Source organism: Chryseobacterium sp. JV558, from assembly GCF_033712365.1.
Taxonomy (GTDB): domain Bacteria; phylum Bacteroidota; class Bacteroidia; order Flavobacteriales; family Weeksellaceae; genus Chryseobacterium.
In genome coordinates, this window is sequence record NZ_WJHU01000004.1 from 576,876 (window position 1) to 594,159 (window position 17,284).

General features: G+C 36.6%; 16 protein-coding genes and 1 tRNA gene. 7 read left to right on the top strand and 10 right to left on the bottom strand.

The window, feature by feature from the left end; genetic code table 11:
* Positions 1-12: 12 nt before the first annotated feature.
* Complete coding sequence (locus tag GFU89_RS16995) at positions 13-1,431, bottom strand: L-serine ammonia-lyase (RefSeq protein WP_318848263.1); 1,419 nt, start codon at positions 1,429-1,431, stop codon at positions 13-15.
* 181 nt (positions 1,432-1,612) lie between these two features.
* On the opposite strand from GFU89_RS16995, the gene GFU89_RS17000 reads away from it, so the two are divergent.
* Entirely contained in the window at positions 1,613-2,191 is a 579-nt protein-coding gene (locus GFU89_RS17000) for a Crp/Fnr family transcriptional regulator (protein ID WP_318848264.1), read from the top strand.
* A gap of 60 nt (positions 2,192-2,251) precedes the next feature.
* Positions 2,252-2,875 carry an FMN-dependent NADH-azoreductase gene (locus tag GFU89_RS17005; RefSeq protein ID WP_318848265.1) on the top strand — a complete coding sequence of 208 codons (624 nt, stop codon included), beginning with the start codon at positions 2,252-2,254 and terminating at the stop codon, positions 2,873-2,875.
* A gap of 84 nt (positions 2,876-2,959) precedes the next feature.
* On the opposite strand, the gene GFU89_RS17010 is transcribed toward GFU89_RS17005, so the two are convergent.
* The 6 genes from GFU89_RS17010 to GFU89_RS17035 all read right to left on the bottom strand — a co-directional run bounded on the left by GFU89_RS17010 (position 2,960) and on the right by GFU89_RS17035 (position 8,322).
* The gene (locus GFU89_RS17010; RefSeq protein ID WP_318848266.1) at positions 2,960-4,303 is read right to left on the bottom strand and encodes an ammonium transporter; all 1,344 of its coding nucleotides are present in this window, start codon (positions 4,301-4,303) and stop codon (positions 2,960-2,962) included.
* 101 nt (positions 4,304-4,404) lie between these two features.
* Positions 4,405-5,052: an alpha/beta hydrolase gene (locus GFU89_RS17015; RefSeq protein ID WP_318848267.1), complete on the bottom strand. Its 648-nt coding sequence runs from the start codon at positions 5,050-5,052 to the stop codon at positions 4,405-4,407.
* A gap of 125 nt (positions 5,053-5,177) precedes the next feature.
* A complete protein-coding gene (locus GFU89_RS17020; protein WP_047381173.1) occupies positions 5,178-5,804 on the bottom strand; it encodes a YceI family protein in 627 nt (208 codons plus the stop codon).
* Between the two features lie 78 nt (positions 5,805-5,882).
* On the bottom strand, positions 5,883-6,449 hold the full coding sequence (locus GFU89_RS17025) for a YceI family protein (RefSeq protein ID WP_318848268.1): 567 nt from the start codon (positions 6,447-6,449) through the stop codon (positions 5,883-5,885).
* Positions 6,450-6,592: 143 nt separating this feature from the next.
* Positions 6,593-7,642 (bottom strand): glucokinase, encoded by a 1,050-nt coding sequence (locus GFU89_RS17030; protein ID WP_318848269.1) that lies wholly within the window; start codon positions 7,640-7,642, stop codon positions 6,593-6,595.
* Positions 7,643-7,758: 116 nt separating this feature from the next.
* Positions 7,759-8,322: a hypothetical protein gene (locus GFU89_RS17035; protein WP_318848270.1), complete on the bottom strand. Its 564-nt coding sequence runs from the start codon at positions 8,320-8,322 to the stop codon at positions 7,759-7,761.
* A 333-nt stretch (positions 8,323-8,655) separates the two neighbouring features.
* Between GFU89_RS17035 and GFU89_RS17040 the strand changes: the two genes are divergently transcribed.
* Both GFU89_RS17040 and GFU89_RS17045 read left to right on the top strand, forming a co-directional pair.
* Positions 8,656-10,038, top strand: coding sequence for a DUF1800 domain-containing protein (locus GFU89_RS17040; protein ID WP_318848271.1), 1,383 nt, complete (start codon positions 8,656-8,658; stop codon positions 10,036-10,038).
* Between the two features lie 203 nt (positions 10,039-10,241).
* Complete coding sequence (locus GFU89_RS17045; RefSeq protein ID WP_318848272.1) at positions 10,242-11,426, top strand: DUF1501 domain-containing protein; 1,185 nt, start codon at positions 10,242-10,244, stop codon at positions 11,424-11,426.
* Positions 11,427-11,764: 338 nt separating this feature from the next.
* On the opposite strand, the gene GFU89_RS17050 is transcribed toward GFU89_RS17045, so the two are convergent.
* From GFU89_RS17050 to GFU89_RS17060, 3 genes are all read right to left on the bottom strand, one after another.
* Positions 11,765-11,902, bottom strand: a complete 138-nt coding sequence (locus tag GFU89_RS17050; RefSeq protein ID WP_318848273.1) for a hypothetical protein — start codon at positions 11,900-11,902, stop codon at positions 11,765-11,767.
* 63 nt (positions 11,903-11,965) lie between these two features.
* Positions 11,966-12,985, bottom strand: a complete 1,020-nt coding sequence (locus tag GFU89_RS17055) for a WYL domain-containing protein (RefSeq protein ID WP_318848274.1) — start codon at positions 12,983-12,985, stop codon at positions 11,966-11,968.
* 72 nt (positions 12,986-13,057) lie between these two features.
* Positions 13,058-13,393: a HopJ type III effector protein gene (locus GFU89_RS17060; RefSeq protein WP_318848275.1), complete on the bottom strand. Its 336-nt coding sequence runs from the start codon at positions 13,391-13,393 to the stop codon at positions 13,058-13,060.
* A gap of 751 nt (positions 13,394-14,144) precedes the next feature.
* Between GFU89_RS17060 and GFU89_RS23355 the strand changes: the two genes are divergently transcribed.
* From GFU89_RS23355 to GFU89_RS17075, 3 genes are all read left to right on the top strand, one after another.
* Positions 14,145-14,945 (top strand): RtcB family protein, encoded by an 801-nt coding sequence (locus GFU89_RS23355; protein WP_413228601.1) that lies wholly within the window; start codon positions 14,145-14,147, stop codon positions 14,943-14,945.
* 101 nt (positions 14,946-15,046) lie between these two features.
* A tRNA-OTHER gene (locus GFU89_RS17070) sits at positions 15,047-15,156 on the top strand.
* A gap of 243 nt (positions 15,157-15,399) precedes the next feature.
* Complete coding sequence (locus GFU89_RS17075; RefSeq protein WP_318848277.1) at positions 15,400-17,154, top strand: hypothetical protein; 1,755 nt, start codon at positions 15,400-15,402, stop codon at positions 17,152-17,154.
* Positions 17,155-17,284: the final 130 nt, after the last annotated feature.

The following is a 17,284-nucleotide window of genomic DNA, read 5'->3' on the forward strand; positions in this document are numbered from 1 at the left end:
GTACAATTTCTATTAACATTCCGGAACGTTGACTGCAATCGCCAATCCGCCTTCAGAAGTTTCTTTAAAACGGTCACTCATCGATTGAGCTGTTTCCCACATCGTCTGAATCACCTCATCTAATGTTACTTTTGCCTTAGTAGGATCACTTTCCAATGCAATATTGGCTGCTGTAATGGCTTTCATCGCCCCCATTGTATTTCTTTCAATACATGGAATCTGTACCAGTCCTTTGATTGGGTCACAGGTTAACCCAAGATGATGCTCCATTGCAATTTCTGCCGCCATTAATACCTGTCCGACACTTCCGCCCAGGATTTCTGTAAGTCCGGCTGCTGCCATTGCAGAAGATACTCCGATTTCTGCCTGACATCCTCCCATCGCTGCAGAAATAGTCGCATTCTTTTTGAATAATGTTCCAATTTCTCCTGCTACAAGCAAAAATCTTACAATATCATCTTCACTGATAAATGGTGTAAATGCCTGAGAATACATCAATACTGCCGGAATTACCCCACTCGCTCCATTGGTAGGTGCTGTAATAATTCTTCCGAAACTAGCATTCTCTTCATTCACCGCCAGCGCAAAACAGGCAATCCATTTGTTGATATTTGTAAAGTTCTCTTCGGCATCAACAACCTGTTGGAACCATTCGTCTTTATTTTTATAAATTTTGTCTCCTAATAGTTTTCTGTTGATTCCAGCGGCTCTTCGGGAAACATTCAGTCCGCCCGGAAGAATCCCTTCCTTATTCACTCCTTTGTAAATACATTCTTTAATCTGCCGCCAGATGTAAAGCGCTTCCTCTCTCGTTTCTTCCTGAGTTCTCCAACTCTCTTCATTCATGAAGATTAAATCTGAAATCTTATCAAATCCTAGCTTCTCACAATACTTTGCAATATCCGAAGCTTTATGACATGGGTACAAAGTACGTACACACTGCTTTTGAATAGAGTTTTTTTCCTGGCTGGCAATAAAACCACCTCCTACAGAGTAAAAATCCTGTACAAGCTCGGTTCCGTCTTCGAAAACAGCTCTGAAGATCATTCCGTTCGGATGAAAATCAAGGCTCTTTTTCATATTTAAAATCAGGTGATGTCCGTAAACAAATGGAATGATTTTCTCCCCACCAAGATTAATGGTTTGAGTACTTTTGATATAATCTATTTTCTCATCAATCTTAGAAGTATTGATCGTCTTAAAATCTTCCCCATTTAACCCAAGCATTCCTGCAATATCAGTTCCGTGCCCAATTCCCGTTTTTGCGAGTGAGCCAAAGAATTCAAGAAAAACCTCTTTAACTTCTTCTATTGATCTTTCTCTTTTTATAATCCTGATAAATGCAGCTGCTGCATTCCAAGGTCCCATCGTGTGTGAACTGGACGGGCCTATTCCTACTTTAATAATCTCAAAAACCGATATTGATTCCATAAATGATTCGTCATTTTCCTCTAAAACAAAGATACATGATAAATCCTAATATATGCATAGCAAAATCTTAGATTTATCTGGTTTTTACAGCCCATAAAATAAGTACTTTTGTAAATGAACTGATAGTAACAATGTCAGTCAGATCTATCATTATATTGTTCTTTTTAATTATTTTTTTTAAATGGAAACATTAATTAAGAGTATTCTGCAGCATGTCCCGCTAACTCCGGAAGAAATAGCCTTATGCAAAAGTTTCTGGACAGAAAAAACATTGGAAAAAGGAGATTTCTTGTTGCGAAACGGGGAAATCTGCCGCCATGACAGTTACATCATTTCAGGAGTTTTAAAAGCTTTCTGCATCAATGAAGAAAACGGAAATGAAGAAATCCTTTTTTTAGCCATTGATCATTGGTGGGCAACAGATATTGCCAGTTTTTCAAAACAAAAGCCCTCCATTTATAATATACAGGCCGTAGAAAAAACAGAACTCTTACAGATCAGCCATCAGTCTTTTCAAAAAATGCTGAAGGAAATTCCATCCTTGGAAAAATATTTCAGAATTATTCTCGAAGGTTATCTTGGAACCCTTGAAAAAAGAGTTGTGTTCAATCACATGCTGAAAGCAGAACAAAAGTATTATGACTTTCTGGAAACTTATCCCGATATTTCCTCCAAAGTCCCGCAGTATCTGATTGCTTCCTATTTGGGAATCTCCGCAGAATTTATCAGCAGAATCAGGAAAAAAAATAAATCCTCTTGAACTAGATCAATTTTTCAGGAATAAATAATCAGGAATTTTGCTGTTATAAATTCTTAGCAAATGAAAATATTGATTATTAATGCCAGTGTAAGAAATGAGAGGTCTTACAGCAGAAAACTGACACAGCTTTTCGCTGAAAACTGGAAAACCAGATATCCTCTTGATACTTTCACCTACAGGGAAGCAGGAACTGACACTATTCCCCATATTGATGAATCCTGGATCGCGGGAGCATTCAAAAAACCGGCAGACAAAACTGAAGAAAACCAAAAACCTTTACAGCTCAGTGACGAATTGGTTAAAGAACTCAGGGAACATGATGTATATGTGATTGGAACTCCTATGTATAACTGGTCTATTCCATCCGGATTAAAAGCTTATGTTGATCAGGTGATGCGGATTAATGAAACCTGGAAATTCAGATCAGGAATACCGGATGGTGATTATGTAGGTCTCCTTGAAAATAAAAAACTCTTTATTCTGTCAACCCGGGGTGATACCGGATATGGTGAAAATGAAAAGAACGGACACGTCAATTTTCAAACGACCTACCTGAAACATATTTTCGGGATCATGGGCGTAAATGATGTCATCATTCATTCCTTAGATAATGAAGAATTTGGCGGTGAAGTCTTTGAAAATTCTAAAAATAAAATCTTTGAAACGATTCATTCAATTCAATAAATCATTTTGATTTTACTATATCACTCAGGAGACTTTTCTCAAAAGTCAAATAATTGGATTTTTGAGAAAAGTCTCCTGTTTTTGTTAGCTGAAACTTTCCTCATGCTGAGAAAGATCAAGCCCTTTATTTTCAGAATCTTCAGAAACCCTCAATGTAATTATAGAATCTGTAAGTTTATATAAAATTAATGAACCAAAAAAAGTAAAAGCAGAAACTAAAATCAATGCAGCCATGTGATGAAGGAAAACCTCAATTCCTCCATGAAGCAGACTGGCTTTTTCACCGTGGGCAAAAATAGCGGTAAGAATCATGCCCATAATCCCTCCTACTCCATGGCAGGCAAAAACATCCAGCGTATCATCTATTTTCTTTAAACCTTTCCAGTTGACCATCGCATTGGAAACAATCGCTGTAATAAATCCTATAAAAAGACTTTCCTGAATGCTCACAAAACCACATCCGGGAGTAATTGCCACCAGCCCCACTACAGCGCCAATACAAGCTCCCAAAGCGGAAACACTTCTCCCATTGATTCTGTCAAAAAATATCCATGTCATCATCGCTGAAGCAGAAGCTATAGTAGTTGTTCCAAAAGCTGTAGCTGCAGAAGCGGAAGCACTTAATGCTGAACCTGCATTGAAGCCAAACCATCCAAACCACAACATTCCCGTTCCCAGAAGTACATACGGAATATTGGAAGGCTCATGATGCGGGTTCTTTCTGTTCCCTACCACCAAAGCTCCGGCAAGTGCTGCAAAACCTGCACTCATATGTACAACTGTTCCGCCTGCAAAGTCTTTTACCCCAAAATATTTATTCAAAAGACCATCAGGATGCCACACCATATGACAAAGAGGGGTATAAATAAAGAGACTGAAAAGAACGATGAATAATAAATAAGATATAAAACGAACCCTTTCTGCAAACGATCCGGTAATAATCGCAGGGGTAATAACCGCAAATTTCATTTGAAATAAAGCAAAAAGGATAAAAGGAATAGTGGGCGCCATCATTTTATGAGGCAGATTGCCTACTCCGCTAAAAAAGGGATAACTGAGCGGGTTTCCAATGATTCCATAATGTTTTCCGGCAATGGTAATCCCTAAAGATTCACCGAAAGACAAAGAGAAACCTATGACTACCCAGACCATAGAGATAACTCCTAAGGCGATAAAACTCTGTAACATGGTAGAAATCACATTCTTCCTGCCAACCATCCCTCCATAAAAGAAAGATAGTCCGGGTGTCATCAACAGAACGAGTCCTGCCGCAGCCAGAATCCAGGCTACATCTGCGCCTACAATTTTATCTTCACTTAAAAATTCTCCGGTATCAGGAATATCCGCAGCCGGATTCCAGAATAAACCACCCACTGCAACGAGTGTGATCACTGAGAATGAAACGATCCATTTTAATCCTATTTTCATAAAATTCATATTTAACCCTATCAAATTTAAATATAAATTCTATAAAAATCATATTTTTAAAACAAACACCCCTTAAAAAAACTATTTAAGCAATAATATTTTTATTTTTCACAAAATACTTCATTCAATATTTTTGAAACTTCTTTAGATTTTGTAGCGGGAAAAAGATGCGTTCCTCCTTTTATTACATAATCCGGCTTGGAATAACGAATTGGAAAAACAATGTCTTTATCACCCAGAATCTGAATCACATTGGGATTTTCTTCAAACTTCCATTCAGAAACTTTTTCTACAGACCATTTCAGGTAATAAGGATCTCTTACTTTAAAATATTGCAGAATTTTTGGGTTTTTAGGATCAAATAGCTTTCGAATAACAGAGTACACATTAGCGGCTTTATCATTAAACAAGCCTACAGGCAGTATTCTTGGAATTTTGGTCACCTCACCTGTTCTGATAAATTTTGACTTTTCTTTATCAGATTTTATACTTCCAAGGATGACTACTTTCTCCGCAGGTTTCAATAAATTGATCTCCTGTACAATAATTCCTCCGAAAGAATATCCCAACAGGCAGAACGGCTCAGAATCATCTACTTTATCAGCCATTCTTTTAACATAAGCATCAAAAGGCTCATTTTTTTCAGGGATGAGCCAATCTATAAAAATCAATTCATAGTGTTTGGGAAACTCTATTCTTTCAAGGACCTTAAAGTCTGCTCCCAGACCGCTGACGATATAAATTTTCATACTACGAATTTATAAAAAATACAGGGAACAGAGAATGGTTGTTACAAATCTTTGAAGCAGAAGAGGCATAAAAAATGAGCAGCTCTGATGAACTGCTCATTTTGTATATTGATTGTATATTAATCTTATTTTTTCTTCTTTGGAGCTCTATTCTCGTTATCCAGCATTTCTGTAGTAACTTTGAATTGGATATCCATTTCGTTCTTAATGAAATAATCTTTCAATGAAGACTGATAGAATACTTTAAAATCTCTTCTGTTCAGAGAGAACTTTGCAGACTCAATAGATGTTGTAAACTGAGTAACGTATACATTCGCAGGGAAAGAAATTGTTTTTCTCACTCCTTTAAGGGTAAGGTCACCGTATACTGTAGAATTGTATTCACTGTTTGCTAAAGGAATAATTTTAGTCAAATGGAATTTTGCAATAGGGAATTTTTTTACTTCAAAGAAGTTTGTGCTTTTCAGATCATTGGTAAGTTTGATTTGATCTTCATCAGAAACATCTCCAGCCATCATACTCCTCATATCTATTACAAATTCTCCATCTACCAGAACCGTGTGGTCAAAGTTGAATTTTCCGCTTTTTAGCTTTACCGTTCCTGAGTGGGAAGAAGCTTCGGTTTTCACCACTTTATACCCCCACCATCTGATCTCTGATGAAGTCACTTTTGCAACCTTATCAAATTTCTTTTGGGCAGAAACAAATGATATACTTGCGCACACCATAGCAAACAATAGTAATCTTTTCATTCTTTTTTATTTACAATTCAACAAAAATAAAAAAAAGTGTAGAACTTCTACACTTTTAATAATCTTTTTTTGATTAATTTATTGAGCAGTTACTTTTACAAGCATTTCAATATCATCTTTCACAAAAACATCCTGCATTGTAGACTTGTACGCTACATCAAATTTCTGTCTGTCAAAAGAGAATTTGTTAGACACTAAGCTTACTACTCCTTTGCTGTAAGAAATCTTAGCAGGGAAAGTAACTGGGCTTGTTTTTCCTTTTACAGTAAGGTTTCCTGTTACAAGAGAACTGTACACTTTATCGTTGTTTTTCTTTACTCCTGTAATTTTGAAACTTGCTGTAGGGAATTTTTCAACTTCAAAGAAGTCACCATTCTTAAGGTGTCCGTTTAATTTTTGTTGATATTCACCTGTAAGGTCAGTAGAACTGATCGAAGTCATATCCAAAACGAAGCTTCCGCCTACCAACTGGTTTCCTTTCATCACCATATCTCCAGACTTCACTTTCACTGTACCGTCGTGAGAGCTTGCTTCAGATTTTGCTACTTTGTATCCCCACCAGTGTACATCAGACGCTACTACTTTTTTTGACTGTCCGAAAGCTAAACCACCAGCTAAAACTGCTAATAAAAATATTTTTTTCATTGAATAGAGTTGTTTACTTATTTAACGAGACAAAGGTAGGTATCTTATCCAATAGATTTCATTGATGTACATCAATAAAAATTATTATTTTCATGAATAATATCATCCCATAAAAAAACTCCGAATTTCTTCGGAGCTGTATTTTATACTTGATAGTAAGCTGTATAAAGCGCTATACCATTTAATGCGGTGTGATTTTGCTTGACCAGATAGATCGGAATATTTTTAAGCATTCCTTCCATTTTATCACTGATCTTGAATTTTTCATAGAATTTTGCCTTATCGATATATTCTCTTACCATCTGAGGAATATCTCCTGCAATCAGTAATCCTCCGGTAGCTTTTACTTTTAATGTCAGGTTATTGGCTTCTCTTGCCAGAAACTCAAGGAAAGTGTCTAAAGCAATTCTGCAGATCAATACATTCTCTTCGATTGCCGCTTTGTAAAGTTCTTCCACAAAATTCCCTTGTGCAAGACGCTCGCTCAACCATTCCGGTTCAGGATGTCTCTTCACATCTCTTAAGAATCTATAGATATTGAACAATCCTGACTTGGAAAGTACATTTTCCCAGCTTACAATACCATAGATATTATTTAGGAACTGGTAAAATTCAACTTCTACATTGGTTCTTGGTGAAAATTCTGAGTGCCCTCCTTCTGTTGCGAAAGGTCTCAGGTATTTTCCGTCAAAGAAGTATCCAGCTTCACCTAATCCGTTTCCGGGAGCAAGAACTGCTACATTTCCTTTTTCAAGGTGTCCGCTTGTATAAATAGCTTCAAGATCGTTATCTTCAAGAAGAGCCATTCCATAGGCAGAAGCTTCAAGGTCATTCAGCATGTCTACTTTTTCAAATCCGAAATCGCGGGCATATTCTTCAACATCTAAATTCCATCCCAATCTCGCCGGGCTGCTTTTTCCGTCAAGTACAGGACCTGGCACTGCCATTCCCAGACGTTTTATATTCTGCAGCTGATTATCCTGAATAAACTTCTTTAAAATATCTGAAAAGGAAGCATATTCTTTGGTTGCAAATTTATTTTGTAATTTTATCTCAAGACCTCCGTTCCCGGAAACAAAATAGCCTAAGATCGTTACATCTTCACGAAGACTTGCTCCGATGATAGAAACATTATCATTATTACTGTTTTCTACTCCTGGTAAATAAAGTGGAAATTTTGGATTCAGAATCATAACCTCAAATTTTACCAAATATAATAATTGTTTTTGTAAATCCTGCACAGAACAAAAAAACCTTTCCACTTTCGTGAAAAGGTTTTGGTTAATAATTGTTTATATATTAAATCTAACTACTTTCCTAATGGAATATTGTAACCGAATCCTACACCGATATTCCCCACATTATAGTCCTGACCGGCTAAATCTCCTTTTGTACCTACAAAAACCTTTTGGTATTGTACGAAGAAGTTCCAGTCTCTGTTGTGGTAACCGATCTCCGGTTTGATGTAGAACCCTCCGTTTGCTCTCTCAACATTGGTGTTGGAAGCCACTGTTTTGTCCCCTACCAGGAAACCATATCCTAAGTCTGTTCCGAAATAGAACCCGGTTTGTTTCGGATAAATTCTGATTAAAGCAGCTACAGGAACTACTCCTACATCATTGTTTTTATATCCGTTGTTCTCTTTTCCAAAGTAGTGAGTATATCCTGTTGCGATACCTAATCCAAATCCTGGTGTAATCAGGTTTTGATAAGCTACATCCACTCCTACTGCAGCAGAAAGATTATCTGAGGGAACTGCTAAACCAACATTTGCACCTACTTTGATCATATTATTCATCTGAGAACTTTGGGCGCTTGCTATACCTGCTGTTAAAATACCAGCCAGTACTATTGCTTGTTTAAACATTTTCATAACTCTAATTTTTAAATTTTACTAAACAAGAGGATGTAAAAATCATGCCAAGCAAGGGTTTTTCTTTGATTTTAACATCATTAAAAACCATAAAACAATGAATATCAATACATTATTTTTAACAAAATTTAAATATTTGTTTAACAAAAATTATCAAAAAATTGATCTTGAAAAGTGAATTAAGGAAAAATTAAGATTGAAATTAAAAGTAAGTAAACCATTAATTTATTCATACTAATTGTAACCTCCTTGATCATCATAATATTAACAATCCTTAATCCGTTATTATTTTTAACCTTTTTCTTTAAAGTATATCAAAAAAATAAATTCCTCATGACAGCTGATTCATTATTAAAAAATAAGCATCTGCTTTGGCGGGCAGGTTTCGGTGTTGGCATTCATCAAATTGATGATCTGAAGAACAAAAGCATTACAACATTAATGGCTGAATTATTGAAAGAGGACAGCTTTAGTGAGATCACTTATGATACACCTGATCATGATTCAGCAGCAGATTACATGAACAGTACCGCTCCCGCGGAAAAGAAAAAAGAAATGCAGCGGCTCAACAGGGAACAAAACAATGAACTGAATCTCAATTTTCTGAATACCATCGTAAACAGCAAGGAACAGATGAGGGAAAAGATGGCATTTTTCTGGCATGGACATTTCGCCTCACGTGTAGTCAATCCCAAGTTTAACAAACAGCTTTTAAATACCATCCGAAAGAACGCATTGGGAAATTTCAAAGATCTGCTTTTTGAAGTGAGCCAGTCGCCAGCCATGCTCAATTTCCTGAATAATCAACAGAATAAAAAGGATCATCCTAATGAGAATTTCGCCCGCGAGGTCATGGAACTGTTTACCATGGGAAGAGGCAATTATACTGAAAAAGATGTAAGAGAAGGCGCCAGAGCCTTTACAGGATGGAGCTATGACAAGGAAGGAAATTTTAAAGAAAGAAAAAATCTGCATGATGAAGGTTCCAAGACTTTTCTAGGGAAAACAGGTAACTTCGATGGAAGTGACGTGCTCAATATTATTCTGGAGCAGAAGGCAACCGCTCAGTTTATTACAACGAAGATCTATAAATTCTTCGTTAATGAAAAAGTAGATCAGGATAGAGTCAGCAAGCTGAGCATCAATTTCTACAATTCCGGATATGACATCAAAAAACTGATGACTGAAATATTTTCAAGCGCCTGGTTTTATGATCAGAAGAATATCGGCAACAGGATAAAATCTCCTATAGAATTGATGGCAGGCATGATGCGGATACTTCCTATGCATATTCAGAATCCTGAAAACCTCATCGTTTATCAGAAATTATTGGGACAGATGCTGCTTTATCCACCCAATGTTGCAGGATGGCCTAATGGAAAATCATGGATAGACAGTTCTACTCTGATGCTGAGGCTCCAAGTACCACAGATCTGGTCAGGACTCCGTCCTTTGGAATACAGTCCCCGACAGGATGATGATATTGATATGGGAATGAAATCCCGCGAAACAGCTTTAAACAAAAGCTTTAAAAACCCGAACATTACGATCGACTGGGAGCGTATTGAAAAGCTCTTCGCCCATAAAAACTGTGAAGACTATTTTCTTCAGAATACCCAAAGTCTTGATATGAACTCTGTAAAGAATTTTTCTGACAAGAGTATAAAAATGAATGTCATCAACCTGATGTCTACCCCGGAATACCAGCTGAGCTAGGTAGGACGTTTTAGGTTGCAGGTTGCAGGTAGCAGATAATATCGGCCACAGTATAGCTTAGCACCATTTATTATTTGCTGCTGTAAAATTTTTATAAAAACAAAACAGTAGTAAAAATATAGACAAGTTCTGCAACCTGCAACCTATTATCTATTATCTATTATCTATTACCAATCAACCACCTTTACCCTAAAAACAAAATTATGCTAATCAAAAGAAGAGAATTCCTCAAAATAAGTTCACTGGCTACAGCTTCTATGCTGATGCCGAATTTCTTAAAAGCGATGACGCTTGATGAAGCTCTGAATCCCAATCAGAATATATTGGTAGTTCTTCAGTTTACAGGGGGAAATGACGGTTTAAATACTATTATTCCTGCTAAAAATGATATTTATTTCAGGGAAAGGAAGACACTGGCCATTCAGGATTCAATACCATTGACTGATGAAGCGGGGATCAATCCGTCTCTTTCCTATTTTAAGGAGCTTTTTGATAATGGAGAACTTTCTGTGATGAATAATGTAGGGTATCCCAATCCCGACAAATCTCATTTCCGAAGCATGGATATCTGGCAGTCAGCAAGCAGAAGTGACCAGTTTCTGGAAACAGGCTGGCTGGGACGTTTTCTGGATGAAGAATGCTACCGCTGCGACCATCCTACCCAGGCACTGGAAGTGGACGATATGTTAAGTCTTGCCTTAAAAGGAGAAAACAATAAAGCTTTTGCCTTTAAAGATCCTAAAAGGCTCTATCAAACCAGTCAGGAAAAATATTTTAAATCTCTCTATGACCATCATCACGATGATGAAACCGTGTCTTATCTTTATCAGACTCTAGGTTCTACGATTAATAATGCAGATTATATCTTTGAAAAAAGTAAAGCCAAAAAGACGGAACAGGTTTATCCTAATTCTCAGTTGGGAAAAGACTTTAAGACCGTAGCCTCTTTAATAAAATCTGATATCAATACACAGGTTTATTATCTTTCGATCGGAAGTTTTGATACCCATGTCAATCAGAATGACAGACAGAAGAAGTTATTCAATGATATCAATGAAGCTGTACAATCATTTGTTGCCGATATGAAAAGCAACGGACTCTTCAATAATATCCTGCTGATGACCTTCTCAGAATTCGGACGTCGTGTGGCACAGAATGCCAGTAACGGAACGGATCACGGAACTGCCAACCAGATGTTTTTTATCAGTGGAAACCTTAAAAAGAAAGGAATATTGAACACTCTTCCTGATTTACAAAATCTGAATGATGGTGACCTGATCTATAAAGAAGATTTCAGAAAAGTATATGCTACGATCCTGAAAAACTGGCTTAAAGCGGACTCTTCTAAGGTATTGGGATGGAAAGATGGGATTTATGATTTTGTGTAGAGAAACCCGTAAAAGTCACGAAAGTTTTTTGAATACTGTTTAGATTCCTACAGAATGACACAATTGGAATGATAAACTTACCCGTACAGTTTGTCATTCCGTAGAAATCCAGCCAATATCAACTGTCAAAAAACGGCACTGAAGAAACGTACCCATAACAAATCTTTGAGTTGAAGGTACAAGAATTCCCCTCCTCTGGAGGGGGGCAAAAATTCAAAGTATTTTTGACGGGGTGGTTTTCAGTGTTTACCAAAAATACCCATTAATAACAAAAAAGAGACTGTACATACTTATGACAGTCTCTTTTCAATAATTATAAATTTTAACTACTCTTACGTTTAAGCCGTAATCTGCTTTGTCTTTTTTTCTTTCTGATCTTCTTTTTTATCAAGTTTCTCAGATATTTTTTTTACAACATATTCTATCGCTATGGGTGCTATAATTGCAATTAATGCTTTAAATATTCTTGATTTCATAAACTTATTTTTGTGTGCTTAAATAATGCAATTTCCAAGCCAAGATAAAAAAGAGCAGGAAGTTTAATTCTCCTCAGGAATCACCAGATTCTGATAGTTTTTACTTCCTTCATTGAATTTCTCTTCCATTTTCACCCTTAATTTTTTAGGCTTATGAACAATCAGAGAGTTTCCGAATCCCAGCAATAGCCTTTCCAGCTCAAAATTGATCTGAACACAAATTTTAAAAAGTGTCCCTTCATGATCTTCCTTAATAATCTCCTGGCTTTTATGCAGCGGCTTGGTCTTCACATAGGGAGCATTTCCAGAATCTACCCAGAAAACTACATTTCTAGGTTCCATTGTTTCTGCAACGGTAACTCCTACAATATCTTTGAAATATTCATCTCCATCCAGATCCTTATCAATATACGGAAGACTTTCATCTGTTTCAATACTTTCCATTCTGTCCAATGCCAGATTGTACATTTTCTGTTTGTAGAGGCAGATCAGAAACCAGCGGTTGTTGAATTCCTTCAATAACTGTGGATGTACTGTAAATATATTGGATTCTCTTGCTGTAAAGCTTTTGTAAAGAATCTTCAGTACTTTTTTATTCGCGATACTTTCATACAGGATGTCAATATGCTCCAATCCTTTCAGCTGTTCATTTTTATCCAGATGAATAATGGATTTCTGATTGGTTGCCTGAATAGAGTCTTCCAGTTTCTGAATGACACCGTTCATCTCTTTGAACATAGAAAAGTCCTTGAACTGTTTTAAAATCTGGACTGCATTGTTCATGGCCTTCAGATCACTTTCATTCACAGAGATATTATGAATACTATACTCAGGATCATTGTAGCGGTAATATTTTCTTTCGTATACTTCAATAGGAGCTTCATACCCGAATTTTTCACTCCGCATATTCTGAAGATCGAGCTGAACCGTCCGTTTACTTACATAAGATTCTTTTCCTTCAAATTCAAATAATGCTTCTGAACATTCGTCAATGAGATCTTCCAGTGTATATTTCCTGTATTTGTTTTTAAGACATTTATCTAATGTTTTATACCGAATCAGGGCGTTTTTATTGGATGACATACCTTAGTGTTTAATGATGGTGTTTTTCAATAAGCAATTCACTTATACTGTTTCTTGCTCTTTTCTAAAAAGCTATTTTTCCTTTAAGGCATTTTCGTCAAAAGTAACTCCCTCCCAACCAAACTTCATAAAGTTTCGGATATTCTGATGATCATTTCCCTCAGGGTTTTTCAATACATCTTCCCTGTAGAATTCCCCAAAAAGCCAAAGTGTTTCTTCTTTGGTCAGATCCTGAATGCTTGCAAAACTGAAAACTTTACACGAACCATTGTTCTGTCCTGACTGATTTGTTGTATCCCCATTTTGAAAAGCTGTAGGAGTAAATTCATAATGATCATCAATGTACGCGATAACATCACCAAACTGGATCGTTTCCGGGAAATGTTTTAATTGTTCTAATAGTACCATAGCTGCAGATTTTAATTTTGTTTTATAGTGTTCAGGTTCATGTGCCAATGTATAAATCAGCTTTTTGCCCCTTTTTATAACTTTTTTGTAAAAATAATTAAAATTTCTTTACCTACGCAAAACTATTGCGTAATAACGCAATTACTTTGCATCATCAAAATGAAACAAAATGGAATTTAATGGAAATCATTTAATCGAATTAGGATATAGACCAGCAAAATGGTTTAAAGATGCCATTAGCTATATCAACGAGAATAACCTGGATGAACATCAGATCACAGAATATCTGGTACAGTTCAAACAGCCGGATATTATTCCGCTTCATGAAACAGCTAAAGATTTTATGATCAACATACGTGCTGAAAATGAAAGTGAAAATGATAATGTGGAAAAAGTAATCAGAACCATGAAAGTACTGATGAAAACCCCTACACTAATTGGTGGAGCTATAATGCCTGATGCCTGCCCTACGGGTCCTGAAGGTCAGATTCCGGTAGGAGGTGTGGTAATTGCCAAGAATGCTATTCACCCGGGATTCCATAGTGCTGATATCTGTTGTTCTGTAATGCTGACGGATTTTGGAAAAACCAATCCGAAAGATGTTCTGGATGCCGCACATTCTGTAACACACTTCGGATATGGAGGAAGGCCAAGAGGTGAACAGATGCCGATGTCCCAGGAACTGATGGATGCTTTCAGAGAAAATGAATTCTTAAATGATGAAAAACTGATCAGCATTGCCCGTTCTCATATGGGAACTCAGGGAGACGGAAACCACTTCCTATTCGTAGGAATTTCCAAAAATACAGGAAATACGATGATGGTAACACATCACGGATCCAGAGCTCCGGGAGCAGCCTTATATGATAAAGGAATGAAAACGGCTAACCGTTTCAGACAGGAAATCTCTCCTGAAACATTGAGAGAGAACGCCTGGATTCCTTATGATACTGAAGAAGGTAAATCTTATTGGGAAGCGCTTCAGCTGATCAGACAATGGACAAAAGAAAACCATACTTCCCTTCATGATGCCGTTTTGAATAAGCTGGCAATGGAGAAAGAAAACAGATATTGGAACGAACATAACTTCGTTTTCAAAGATGGAGATCTGTTTTATCATGCAAAAGGAGCGACTCCGCTGGATGATAAATTCATGCCTGATATCACGGGACCTAGATTGATTCCGTTGAATATGGCAGAACCAGTACTGATTGTTCAGGGAAAAACGAATGAAAGAAACTTAGGCTTTGCACCTCATGGAGCCGGAAGAAACTTCAGCAGAAGCCAGCATAAAAGATCATTGGCTCATAAAACAACTGAGGAAATCTTCAACGAAGAAACAGAAGGATTAGATATCCGTTTCTACTCCAATGAAGTGGATATTTCTGAACTTCCCAGCGCTTATAAAAGTGCTAAGAACGTAAGAGCACAGATTGAAGAATATGGACTTTGCGAAGTACTGGATGAAGTGATGCCTTACGGATGTATTATGGCCGGAGACGTGCAGAAAAATGCACCATGGAAGAAAAAGAAGAAATTCAGAAAAGCATAATTTTTTAAACTAATATAACCCTTACAGGTTTTCAAAAAACTAATAACCAGCCTTGCAGGTATAAAAGCCTGTAAGGTTTATGAAAACTTTTCATAACGGCAGGGGCAGTAGCTCAGATGGTAGAGCAACAAATTACTTTTCGCTGCAGGCAACTAAAGTTCCTATAAATCGCCAAGATTGTGGGTCACAGGTTCGAGTCCTGTCTGCTCCTCAACACAATGAAAATGCTTATATTAACCTATTCATTTTCATTAGTTAAAAAAAATTAAGGCAAAGAAAGTTCCTATATTTCCAGATTTACTTTCCGCCTTTTTACAAATTATAAGGCAAAGGGAGTTCCTATATTTTTTTGGATAAATTACTCCCCGCTTTTTATAAACTATAGGTAAAAGGAGTTCCTATACCCTTCACTTTTAATGAATCTACTCCTCACTTATTTTTTAAAATTAAAACAATGAAAACACTACAATTATTCAATGCTGTATTGGCCAAAGAATCGAATGCAGAGCCATTTATTTCTAATGATGGTTTTGTTATTGAACCTCATGCAGTTTGGGCAAAAAATGAAATTATTTCTTATTATGCCAAAGAAAAACTGAATGGGAATGATTTGAATAAAACTTTCCATAAATCCTGGGAGAAAATAAAGAATACTTCCAGAATTGAATTGTTTTTTGAACAGATTAAACATTATATTTCAACCTATGGAAGTAATTTTCAGAGTGAAATTTACATCCCTAAAGAAATATTGAATGTTCCTGATACAAAGTTGATTTTTAAAGTAATCAAAGCTTATACAGTAGAAGAAATGCAGGAAAAATGCCTTTCTCTTCTGAAGTCCGGTATTGCTTTAAAAGAAGAAACCATTGATGATTTGTTGTATATTCTGCATACGGAATTAGACTATGATTTCACAGGAAAAGAAAATATCAGAAATAAAGAAGCCATTATAAAAATAGCCGATCTATACGATATTTATCCTGAAAATCCTGTTGAGTTTTTCCGCTATGTCATTTATAAAACAACCAATACAACGCTTTTAATCAAAAATGATGAATTGATTGATTTAATTAAGCAAAGTAATTTTAACCCAACCTATCTGTTTGAAAGCTTTGGTATGGAAAAACTGGCAGAAATTTTTAACAGATTCAAGCCTTTATTCCTAGCTTATAAAAACAAAGCTCCGAAAGCGGTTAATAAAATTTCGAAGCTTTCTAAAGTAAACCATAAGCCATTGGTCCCAAATCCACTGAATGATGCTACAAATACATTGCTGGAAAACAGCGATTGGCATTGGCTGGAAAATGCGACACCATTTGCATTGTTCAAAGCATTGTCAGCGTGTTACTCAAGAATGTATGGTCAGGATACTTTTGTCTATAGAGTCCGAAACGGAAAATCATGGGTCAAAAAAGGTAAGGAAACTTACGTGAATCAATTTAACTATGATTTTATTTTAGATTTTCTGAAACTGAAATATGAAAACCTTTCCGGAAAGAAATTCTATTTCCCGGAGAATGTAGAATTTGCTTTACCAACTTCTGAAAAGATGTTTGTGGGAAATATTCCTACCGGAACCCGTTTTTATGGTGAAAGACTGGCAGTGGGTATCTATTGGGAAGATCAATGGGGAGCTCATGATCTTGACCTTTCAGGATTGAATATCGCCGGAAAAATAGGTTGGAATGCTGCTTATAACCTTGGTGACGGACAATTGATGTACTCCGGAGATATGACATCTGCTCCTAACGGTGCCGTTGAATACCTTTACGCCAATAAAGGACATTGTGCGCCAACACTTGTTATGAATAACGTTTTCAGTGGAGATGCCAATTGTGGATATAAAATCGTGATCGGAAAAGGAGATAACATTTCTTACGATTATATGATGAATCCGAACAACCTATTTGCTGAAGCGAGATGTAATTCTGTTCAGAAGCAAATGATTCTGGGAATGCTGGTAACAAAAAATGAAAAGCAATGCTTCGTGCTATTGAATTTCGGAGCCGGACATTCTCATGTTTCTGGAAATAGTCAGATTTCTATGATGGCAACAAGTGCATTGTATCAGCAATGGTATGACGCTATGCCCTTCAATGAGCTTGTAAAAGAGCTTGGAGCAGAGATTACGACAGAAAAGTCCGAGGCTGATTTTGATTTTTCACTGGAAAGCCTGGAACAAGATAGTTTTATCAGGATTTTTAAATAAACTCCTTACGTCATCTGATAGTATCAGGTGGCGTTTTTTATGAAATTTGGGGAGGGAACGCTGAGAACCACCCCGTCAAAAAATCTTTGAACTTTCGCCACTCCTCTGGAGGAGGGGAATGTTGCATCTT

Excerpts from the sequence above, each read along its gene's own strand:
- GFU89_RS23355 (WP_413228601.1), top strand. The coding sequence starts at position 14,145 with ATGGGAACTCAGGGAGACGGAAACCACTTCCTATTCGTAGGAATTTCC.
- GFU89_RS17055 (WP_318848274.1), bottom strand. The coding sequence starts at position 12,985 with ATGTCATCCAATAAAAACGCCCTGATTCGGTATAAAACATTAGATAAA.
- GFU89_RS17025 (WP_318848268.1), bottom strand. The coding sequence starts at position 6,449 with ATGAAAAAAATATTTTTATTAGCAGTTTTAGCTGGTGGTTTAGCTTTC.
- GFU89_RS17030 (WP_318848269.1), bottom strand. The coding sequence starts at position 7,642 with ATGATTCTGAATCCAAAATTTCCACTTTATTTACCAGGAGTAGAAAAC.
- GFU89_RS17015 (WP_318848267.1), bottom strand. The coding sequence starts at position 5,052 with ATGAAAATTTATATCGTCAGCGGTCTGGGAGCAGACTTTAAGGTCCTT.
- GFU89_RS17005 (WP_318848265.1), top strand. The coding sequence starts at position 2,252 with ATGAAAATATTGATTATTAATGCCAGTGTAAGAAATGAGAGGTCTTAC.
- GFU89_RS17050 (WP_318848273.1), bottom strand. The coding sequence starts at position 11,902 with ATGAAATCAAGAATATTTAAAGCATTAATTGCAATTATAGCACCCATA.
- GFU89_RS17060 (WP_318848275.1), bottom strand. The coding sequence starts at position 13,393 with ATGGTACTATTAGAACAATTAAAACATTTCCCGGAAACGATCCAGTTT.
- GFU89_RS17040 (WP_318848271.1), top strand. The coding sequence starts at position 8,656 with ATGACAGCTGATTCATTATTAAAAAATAAGCATCTGCTTTGGCGGGCA.
- GFU89_RS17075 (WP_318848277.1), top strand. The coding sequence starts at position 15,400 with ATGAAAACACTACAATTATTCAATGCTGTATTGGCCAAAGAATCGAAT.
- GFU89_RS16995 (WP_318848263.1), bottom strand. The coding sequence starts at position 1,431 with ATGGAATCAATATCGGTTTTTGAGATTATTAAAGTAGGAATAGGCCCG.
- GFU89_RS17020 (WP_047381173.1), bottom strand. The coding sequence starts at position 5,804 with ATGAAAAGATTACTATTGTTTGCTATGGTGTGCGCAAGTATATCATTT.
- GFU89_RS17000 (WP_318848264.1), top strand. The coding sequence starts at position 1,613 with ATGGAAACATTAATTAAGAGTATTCTGCAGCATGTCCCGCTAACTCCG.
- GFU89_RS17045 (WP_318848272.1), top strand. The coding sequence starts at position 10,242 with ATGCTAATCAAAAGAAGAGAATTCCTCAAAATAAGTTCACTGGCTACA.
- GFU89_RS17010 (WP_318848266.1), bottom strand. The coding sequence starts at position 4,303 with ATGAAAATAGGATTAAAATGGATCGTTTCATTCTCAGTGATCACACTC.
- GFU89_RS17035 (WP_318848270.1), bottom strand. The coding sequence starts at position 8,322 with ATGAAAATGTTTAAACAAGCAATAGTACTGGCTGGTATTTTAACAGCA.